This window comes from Pseudoalteromonas prydzensis (assembly GCF_011050055.1).
GTDB lineage: Bacteria > Pseudomonadota > Gammaproteobacteria > Enterobacterales > Alteromonadaceae > Pseudoalteromonas > Pseudoalteromonas prydzensis_A.
Genome location: NZ_DRGM01000085.1, coordinates 22,783 through 31,945, shown reverse-complemented (window position 1 = coordinate 31,945; position 9,163 = coordinate 22,783). Strand labels below are relative to the sequence as shown.

The following is a 9,163-nucleotide window of genomic DNA, read 5'->3' as shown; positions in this document are numbered from 1 at the left end:
TATTAGTACAGTACATAGCTGGAATGCAAGAAAGTCGCAAATGAAGCCGGCCCATATCCTTGCTGCTTTGAACAAGCTAAAACAAGAAAATTGGTTAAGCTTAAAGGCACAAACAGCTTAAAACTATTTTAAAGGGAAGCGTATAGCTTCCCTTTTATGCCGTGCTTTTGGCTAGGCTTTGAATATCAGATTAACACCCTTCAGAAAATTCGGAAAATGTAGTGGTCAACTAATTTTTGCCACTACAATCAAAAGGCCTTATCGTTCATAGCGAGCTAATTGTGGACCGTAAAACAATGCGCTGAGTGGTGTTCGAATACATCGACGTTGATTACAACAAAGCAAGAGGGCATAGTGCGAATAGCTATCTCATCTCGGCCCAGCAGTATTTTAACTAAAGAGTATTGCTTAGTGTCGTGTCCAACTTTAGCACTGTGGATCATATACAAAAGGTTAATTGAATGACAGACAATACCCCTCAAGCCCCGCAAGGGGAGTTTGTGCTCTTCACTAGCGCGGATGGTCAAACTCGTGTTGAGTGTCGTTTTGAGTCAGAGACATTGTGGCTTTCCCAAGCCGTAATGGCTGATCTTTATGATAAAGATGTAAGAACTATTAATGAGCACCTGATCAATATTTACAACGAAGGAGAGCTTGTACAAAAAGCAACCATCCGGAAATTCCGGATGGTTCGATTGGAGGGCACTCGCCAAGTATCTCGTGAGATTGACTACTATAATCTCGATGCAATTTTGGCTGTTGGCTATAGGGTTCGTTCGCAACGTGGTACACAATTTCGCCAATGGGCGACAGGGATCCTTAAAGAATACCTTATCAAAGGGTTTGCCATGGATGATGAGCGTTTAAAAAATCCGCCTGTTGACCATTCTGCGGTGCCAGATTACTTTGATGAAATGCTGGAACGTATACGCGATATCCGAGCCAGCGAACGACGAGTATATCTGCGAGTGAAGGAGATCCTCACAATGGCTGCCGACTATGAACCATCCAACCAAGAGACTAATCGCTTCTTTCAAACCATCCAGAACAAACTTCACTATGCCTGCACGCATATGACCGCCCGCCAGTCGTGTGGATGCCAGTAAACCGGATATGGGCCTAACCAGCTTTAAAGGTGATGAAGTGCGAAAGACCGACGTTATCATTGCCAAAAATTACCTGCGTGAAGATGAAATCAAAGAGCTTAATCGCATCGTGACTATGTGGCTTGATTTTGCTGAAGATCAAGCTTTGCGCCGCAAGGAGGTATTTTTACAAAACTGGGCTGAGAAGCTTGATCAGTTTTTAAATTTTAACGAACGGGATGTATTAAAAGGTGCTGGAAAAACCTCTAAAAAAACAGCAGATGATAAAGCTAAATTGGAGTTTGATAAGTTTGCAGAGCAGCGTCGTCGTTTAAAAGAGGCTGAGGGTGCGCATGCCAACATTGCCGCTCTCAAAGCAATAGCAAAAAAAAGCGCAAAGACTAAATGAATATACTAGCGGTAAAAACATACTGAGTCATTACTCTATAAGATGGCTCTTTTATAAAGAACTAAATTAGTGTTTTGTAGTAAACTACACATCATTAGCTGAGGTGATAAATCGAAATTATTCACCCAGTACCCCGCATAGCACTTAATTAAGTAAAGCATGGTGTTATGGGTTGAATTAAAAGGTTTAAAAATCAAATGAGTAGAGCAGGAATACAGTGGTTCCCTGGGCACATGAATAAAGCCCGAAATGAGATTAAAGAAATAATGCCGCAAATGGATGTGATCATTGAGGTGCTTGATGCGCGCATTCCTTATAGTAGTGAAAACCCGATGGTGGCTTCGCTGCGTGAAGGCAAACCGGTGATTAAAATTTTAAATAAAGCGGATTTAGCTGACCCTAAAATGACCCAAGAGTGGATGAACTACTTTGAGCAAGAAAGTGGTGTAAAGGCGATTGCGTTTGGTAATGATAAAGCGGCGGAAGTGCACCGTATTAATGAGTTGTGTAAAAAGTTGGTGCCGCATAAAGTGGGTGCTGATAAGCAAATTAAAGCCATGATCATGGGTATTCCTAACGTGGGCAAGTCGACGTTAATTAATACGTTAGCGGGGCGTATTGTGGCAAAAACTGGTAATGAGCCAGCGGTGACTAAAGCGCAGCAACGCATTAAGCTTGAAGATGGCATTATGCTGTACGACACGCCGGGTATGTTGTGGCCAAAAGTTGAAAACGAAAACTCGGGCTACCGTTTAGGTGCTACCGGTGCGATACGTGATACCGCACTTGAGTATGAAGATGTTGCCAGTTATACCGCAGAATATTTATTACATGCTTATCCTGAGCTGTTAAAAGCACGCTATAAAATTGCTGAATTACCAGAAAGTGATTGGGAATTTGTTGAAATGGCGGGTAAAAAGCGTGGTTGTATTCGTGGTGGTAACCAAATTGATACTTATAAAATGTCAGAAATTCTAATTAATGAATTACGCGATGGCATAATTGGTCGTATCACTATGGAAACTCCAGCCATGCGTGAAGAAGAAGAAGTGATGGTTGCAGGGCTTCGTGCTGCGGCTGAGGCTAAAAAAGCGGCTAAAGAAGAAGAGAAAAAACAACGTCGAGCGCGAGCACGTAAAAACCGCCGTTAATATTTACTGAAGTAAATAACAGACATAAAAAAAGCCCGTAAGGGCTTTTTTAGTTTCATATCTACCGTCACCGATATGAGCAATGTAGCAAGTAAAATAGTAGGGCGGTTACCCGTTATCAATATCAAGGGGCGTTGCGATTAATAACAGGTAACCATAGCTTTAACGTGGGCTACACGTGTTTCAGGGTCGAGAAACAAAGTCAGTTTATTCCGTACAAGTCGTAGAGCTTTATCGTCTTGTTGATATTGATTATCAATTAGATCTTAAGGTGTGTCAATGTCTATTTGAAAATAATTCTCATTAAAGTTTGTTGTTTATTACTTCTCTTTAATTTTTAAATGCTTAGATACTAAAAATATTTTCTACATAGGAATTTCAGGTATAAAAAAAGCCCGTAAGGGCTTTTTAGTGTCATATCTACCGTCACCGATATGAGCAATGTAGCAAGTAAAATGTAGGGCGGTTACCCGTTATCAACATCAAGGGGCGTTGCGGTTAATAACAGGTAACCTTAGCTGTTTACGTGCGCCACACGTGTTTCAGGGTCGAGAAACAAAACAGTTTATTCCGTACAAGTCGTGGTGCTTTATCGTCTTGTTGATATTGATTATCAGTTAGATTATCTAATCTGTCAACGTTCATTTGAAAATAATTCTCATTTAATTTGTTTTTGGTTTATACTCCAAACAAAACAATCATTTATGATTTAATCTAATTGTTTATTAAAAATTGAACTGATAATACTCATCGGTAGAAAATAAACGTTGGTAAATAATCTATAAATCTGCGATGTTGATAAAAAAATTAAGGAAACATCATGGAAGAAACAAAAACAACACCAGCGCTTGAAAGCGGACTAGCTAATGACTTGGTTGGTATTAAAGGCTGGCTTATTTTAGTTGCTATCGGTGTAGTCGTAGCGCCATTTCGATTAATTGCATTTATGCTAAGTACTTACCCTGATTTATTTACAACGGGTACGTGGCAATCACTGACCTCGCAGTTTGGGGATTATTATCACCCCTACTGGGAGCCGCTACTATTGAGCGAAATGCTATTTAATACTCTGATCACTCTTGCATCATTATATTTAATTGTGTTGTTTTTTAAGAAAAAAGCACAATTTCCGAAATGGTATATTGGCATCGCGGTATTTAGTTTAGTTTTTATTGTTGCAGATGCCTTTGCAATAAGAATGATAATCCCTGATGCACCTATTTTTGATGGCGAAACCAGATTAGAAATTATCCGCGGGGTTATTACGGTCGCTATTTGGGTACCGTATATGTTGATCTCAGAGCGTGTAAAAGCCACTTTTGTGCGTTAACTTACCTATATAGGTAAAGCGATGCTGACTTGTGTACCTTGGCCATTTGGATTGTCTAATAACTGTAACTGACCACCTTGATTACGAATGAGTTCGCGGCTGATCACTAAACCGATCCCCGCGCCTTGCGCTTTTGTTGAATAAAAGGGCACAAAGAGGTTATCAGGGTTGCTAATACCAGTGCCGCTATCGAGCAGCTCAATAACAACTTTATCTTTATGTTGTTGCCAGCTAAGAGTTGGTGCGCTGTTACCTCCGGCTTCAAAGGCATTTTTAATTAGGTTGATCAGTGCTTGTTCTAACTGGCCTAAATCTACATTGAAGTGCTGAGGTTCAGTTGCTTGAATAACTAATTGTGGAAATAAGGCATGCAATCTCAGATTGATTTGTTCTGTGGTTACGGCTTGCTTATTGGCCGCAGGCAGCTGTGAAAAGGCGCTGTAACTGGCTACAAAATCGAGCAAGTGTTGGGCGCGTTTTTCAATCACTTGTAGCATGTCGCTGGCTAAATCAGGTGCGTTACTGATCTGCCCTTGTTGCTTCATCAGTAGCAATGATTGGCTCATTGAGGAAATCGGTGTGAGGGAGTTTCTGACTTCATGATTAAGTACGCGTATTAATCGCTGCCATACTTGTTGCTCGTTGCTACGTAGTTGTTGCTCAATCGAAAATAAGGTCAGTAATTCGTAGTTTCGCCCAGCACGCCAAAATGTTTGTGATGAAATATGAAAACGCTGCTCAAAGCATGAATCATCGCTTTGTTGCCAGATGCCTTGCTTGTATATGAGGCCGAGATTATTTGCTGTTAAACCAGCAACGTCAGGAGTGGTTAAACTATTTAAGAATGCTTGATTAGTGAAATAGACTGATCCGTGCGGGTCTAAAATAACAATGGGTAAATCAAGCATGCCAACAAACTCAAATACAAACTCTTCGGTCTGCATGTAATGACGTTTATTTTTAGCAATTTTGTTACTGAGTTTATTAAAATCGGCTTTTAGGCTGGTAATACGCCCGCCTTGGTATTTTGCTAAGTGCCAGCTGTTGCTTTCGTTATTCGCAAGGGCATCAAGTTGTAAGCCAAACCGATCGAGTACATCGGTAACTAGCCGATAACTTTTTAGCACCGCAAATACCGTTAGAGTGAGCAACGGCAATAATAAACTGATGCTGGCAAACCAATCTAGATCCCAGCTGATCGCAAGCAAAATAGATAACGTCAGCAGGATGAAAACCACCAAATAAAGGTAGCGTTTAAGGTGTTGTTCAAGTGACTGGTTGGTTGGCATTTAACTGTTTACTTCTTTTAAATCAAGCTGGTGTTTATCAATGCGCCTGTAAATGGCTGATTTACTTAATCCTAAAAATTCCCCAGCAGCAATAACATTGCCATTAAATTCAGCCAGTGCTTTTTGGATCATTTGTTTTTCTAGCTCTTCCAACGGTAATAGCGGCAACGATTGCTTATCTGTTGCGCTGTTGCTGACTTCACTACTGGGCTGTTCAAGAGTTAAATCACTGGCGTCAATATTGTCGTTATCGCTCATGATCACGGCTCGCTCAACACAATGGCTAAGCTCTCTTACATTACCAGGCCAATGGTACTGGGTAAGTGCCAGCCTGGCTTCGTCAGTCAGTGTCATGCTGCTGCGCTGATATTTTTTACTGTGTGTCGCCAACAAGTGATTAGCCAACTCAACGATATCTTCTGGGCGTTCGCGCAGGGGCGGAATGTGTAATTCAATGGTGTTGAGTCGAAACAGCAAATCGCGGCGAAACTCGCCCTCTGCAATCGCTTTGGCAAGCTCTGCATTGGTGGCAGCAATAATACGCACGTCGGCAATTTGGGTTTGACTGGAGCCGAGCACTTCAAATTCTTGGCTTTCGAGTACGCGGAGCATTTTACTTTGCAACTCCAGCGGCAAAGTGGCTATTTCATCTAAAAATAAGGTGCCGCCATTGGCTATTTCAAAGCGGCCTAAGCGGTCTTCTTTGACATCAGTAAAGGCGCCTTTTTTATGACCAAATAATTCACTTTCAAATAATGAAGGGGCAATAGCACCAATGTTTACGCTAACGAAGCGTTGCTCACTGCGGTTTGAATGTTGATGTATGTAATGTGCTAAGAGGCTCTTGCCGGTGCCATTTTCGCCAGTAATTAAAATGCTGGCATTAGTTTGGGCTGCGCGTTTAGCGTGGGCTAATAACTGTTGCATAGTGGCTGATAGGGCAATGTAATTAGCATCGCTGGTGCTATGCAATGCTTTTAAACACGCATTGTCGTGGTTGGTTTTTTGTTGTTTGAGCTGCTGTTGCACTACTGCCGTTAGGCGCAGGTTGTTCCATGGCTTTTCAACAAAATCGACCGCACCCAACTGCATGGCTTTTACAGCAACATCAACGCTTGCCCATGCGGTCATCACTACCACCGGGATATTAGCGCTCAGGGTCTGCAGTTGTTGTAAAAATCGCAGTCCTTCAGCACCGGATGTGGTGTCGAGTTTAAAGTTCATATCAAGCAAAATAAGGCTTATCGCTGTGCTGCTGATTAGTTCCAGCGCTTGCTCTGGGCCTTGTGCTTCAATGCATTGATAGCCAATTTGATTTAACGCCACGATGGCGGCCATGCGTACATCGGCTTGGTCGTCGATAACTAAAATTGTGTCCATGTTGTTCTTCTTTTTTACCAAGCAAAAGCATTACTCTTTTGCTTGGTTGGTAAACAATACTCGCTTAGTCGTTACGAAGCGCGGCCATAGGTTTTGCTTTAATTAACAGTAATAATGGCCTAAAACACGCGATCATGGCAATCATTAAGGTAATTGTCCATGCCATTAATTGCAGCCGGACATCCATGATTAGCCATGAGATTAGCTGTTCTTGAAGTATAAAATAACCCGCAAACACGATTATTATTGCAAGGGCAAAGCCAACCAGCACAGGAATAACGGCCTCTTTACTCATTAATTTAAATAAGCGGACTTTTTTAGCGCCGAGCGCCATGCGGATACCAAACTCATAACGGCGCAGGCCTAGGTTATAGCTCAGCACGCCAAATATGCCTATTGCCGCTAATAATAAAGTAAATAATGCCAAGGTACTACACAGTGCAACGGTTAGATGGCTCATATAAAGTAAGTCGTCATATTCTTGTTGCAAGTCTCTAAACTGCCATAACGTTAAGTGACTATTGGCTTTTCTTAATAAACTTAAAACTTGCTTGCTAGTAAGCTCAACACCTTGCTCTGTTTCAATAACAAACATATAGCTCCAAGGCTGTGCGGGCCACCACATGTGCCGACCAAATGATTCATCATAATATTTAGGATGGTTAAAATCTTCTGTTACCCCGACAATCTCAAACATTTTATCTTCTAACCCTTTGTAGCTTTTACCTAAAATATTTGTGTACTCTTGATCGGGTAATAGCCATTTAGCGACACTGATAGATACCAACAGCTCGTTAGTTTCACCGCGAATTGCTTGCTCACTAAAAGTACGCCCAGCGAGTATTTTTGTGCCCACTAAGTCAAAGTAATCAGAGCCGACCCACTGGCTTGGGAAGAAGATTGAGCTTTTACCTGCAACATCGGTCAGGGTATTGGCATTTTGCCTTGCGGATACTGGGCTTTGCCCAAGAGCAACATCCTTAATGCCTTCGCTATTTTGTAATACTTTTTGATACTGCTTAATTTGCTCGTAGCGCTCAGCCAGTGTTGCATTGTTATTGGTTTGAAATAACTGTGCAAAGTACAGGTTTTCAGTGTCACTACCCAGTGGGCGATTAATGGTGTCGAGTGCTTTGCTAACAATCATAATTGAAAAGCTAACTAATAAGGCTGCCACAAACATTTGTGTGCCAATTAGTATACGCACAGTACGACCAGATACTTGCGACACGCCGCCTTTGCCACTGTTTTGCATTTGGCTATTTAAGGTTTTGTAGTTAACTAAACGTGCAGTGATCACTGAGAATATGTACGCTAAAGCAATACACATAACTACCGCTATCAGCACCAAATTAAGGTCAACAGCCAAGCTGTTCACCAGTGGCAAGCGTCCTTCTGCAAGTACTTTGAATAATCGAATGCCCCAAATAGATAAAAACAGTGCAATGCTGACCGATATAGTCATTAAAATAAGCGATTGCAGTAAAATGCTGTTAAATAAGGTTTTACGTTTTGCGCCCAGTACGGCTTGCAGCGCTAAGGTTTTATGTTGGGCTAATGCGCGTGAAAAAAACAAGGTGCTGACGTTCAGTACAGCGATGACCAATAGCCCCACCGCGCCTGCAAGCATCATTAAACTAAGTTGATCGTTATTGCCAAGCTCAACTTCACGATACGGTGTTACAACGGGCTTTACATCAGTAATGCCGCCATTATTGAGCCACTCAGATTTAATGTTATCAATTTGGGCTTTTAAGTCGGTTTTTACTTGCTCGTTAGTGACGCCAGGCTTTAATACTGCAATCAGTTTTAAGTTTCTAAACGTGTTGGTCCACGGGCTTTGCCAGTCATCATTATGGAAAAATCGTCTGTCGGCGCTTGTTGGCAGCCATACTTCTACAGATCCTGCTTTGATCATATAAGGAGGGCTAAAATCGCCTGAAACTACACCGCGTATGGTATAACTTGAGCCATCAACACCGCCTGCCGTTTGTAAGGTTTTGCCGAGCACATCAGGATCGCTGTTAAAATGCTGACGCCAGAATTTTTCTGAAATTACTATACTGTCGTCACTGTGCTCTAAAGTGTCAGCTTTTTTAAAGCCTTGTCCTAAAATAAAGGGGGTGTGTAATAGTTCAAAGTACTCAGCGCCCACATACAGTGCATCCTCTTTTGGTTCGCCGGCAATACTTTTAAATACCATTTCATCAGCATTCATCATAAAAGCTTGCTCAAAGCTTTGGTTGTTTTTAAGCCAGTGTACGATTGATTGGTAACTTTGAAAGCCAACCGCATCGTAATCGTCATAGGTTAGGCTTTGCTCAACCACCACCATGCGGGTTTCGTCAAATACATCAAGGGGTTTTAAAAAGTAACTATTTACTAGGCTTAGCACTACAAATAATGTCGCGAGAGTGAGCGCCAAGGTGGCAACAACGGCGGTAACAAACCCCGGTGCGTTCATTAATGATGCCCACGCTAAGCGCAATTGACTGCGTGTTTTAGTTAAACGGCTCATG

5 protein-coding genes and 1 pseudogene are annotated in these 9,163 nt (G+C 41.9%); 3 read left to right on the top strand and 3 right to left on the bottom strand.

Annotation, left to right across the window (positions count from 1 at the left end):
• Window positions 1–461 precede the first annotated feature (461 nt).
• The 3 genes and pseudogenes from ENH88_RS08250 (at window position 462) to ENH88_RS08240 (ending at window position 3,975) form a co-directional block, all read left to right on the top strand.
• Window positions 462–1,494, top strand: a pseudogene (locus tag ENH88_RS08250) (virulence RhuM family protein).
• Between the two features lie 197 nt (window positions 1,495–1,691).
• Entirely contained in the window at window positions 1,692–2,645 is a 954-nt protein-coding gene (gene ylqF, locus ENH88_RS08245) for a ribosome biogenesis GTPase YlqF (RefSeq protein ID WP_304181544.1), read from the top strand.
• A gap of 820 nt (window positions 2,646–3,465) precedes the next feature.
• On the top strand, window positions 3,466–3,975 hold the full coding sequence (locus ENH88_RS08240; protein WP_304181543.1) for a DUF2569 domain-containing protein: 510 nt from the start codon (window positions 3,466–3,468) through the stop codon (window positions 3,973–3,975).
• Window positions 3,976–3,980: 5 nt separating this feature from the next.
• Here the strand turns inward: ENH88_RS08240 and ENH88_RS08235 are convergent, their stop codons facing one another.
• The 3 genes from ENH88_RS08235 to ENH88_RS08225 all read right to left on the bottom strand — a co-directional run bounded on the left by ENH88_RS08235 (window position 3,981) and on the right by ENH88_RS08225 (window position 9,162).
• A complete protein-coding gene (locus tag ENH88_RS08235) occupies window positions 3,981–5,264 on the bottom strand; it encodes a sensor histidine kinase (protein WP_304181541.1) in 1,284 nt (427 codons plus the stop codon).
• Window positions 5,265–6,644 carry a sigma-54-dependent transcriptional regulator gene (locus tag ENH88_RS08230; RefSeq protein ID WP_304181539.1) on the bottom strand — a complete coding sequence of 460 codons (1,380 nt, stop codon included), beginning with the start codon at window positions 6,642–6,644 and terminating at the stop codon, window positions 5,265–5,267. It abuts the gene before it with no gap.
• Window positions 6,645–6,708: 64 nt separating this feature from the next.
• Window positions 6,709–9,162 (bottom strand): ABC transporter permease, encoded by a 2,454-nt coding sequence (locus ENH88_RS08225; RefSeq protein WP_304181537.1) that lies wholly within the window; start codon window positions 9,160–9,162, stop codon window positions 6,709–6,711.
• Between the last annotated feature and the right edge of the window lies 1 nt (window position 9,163).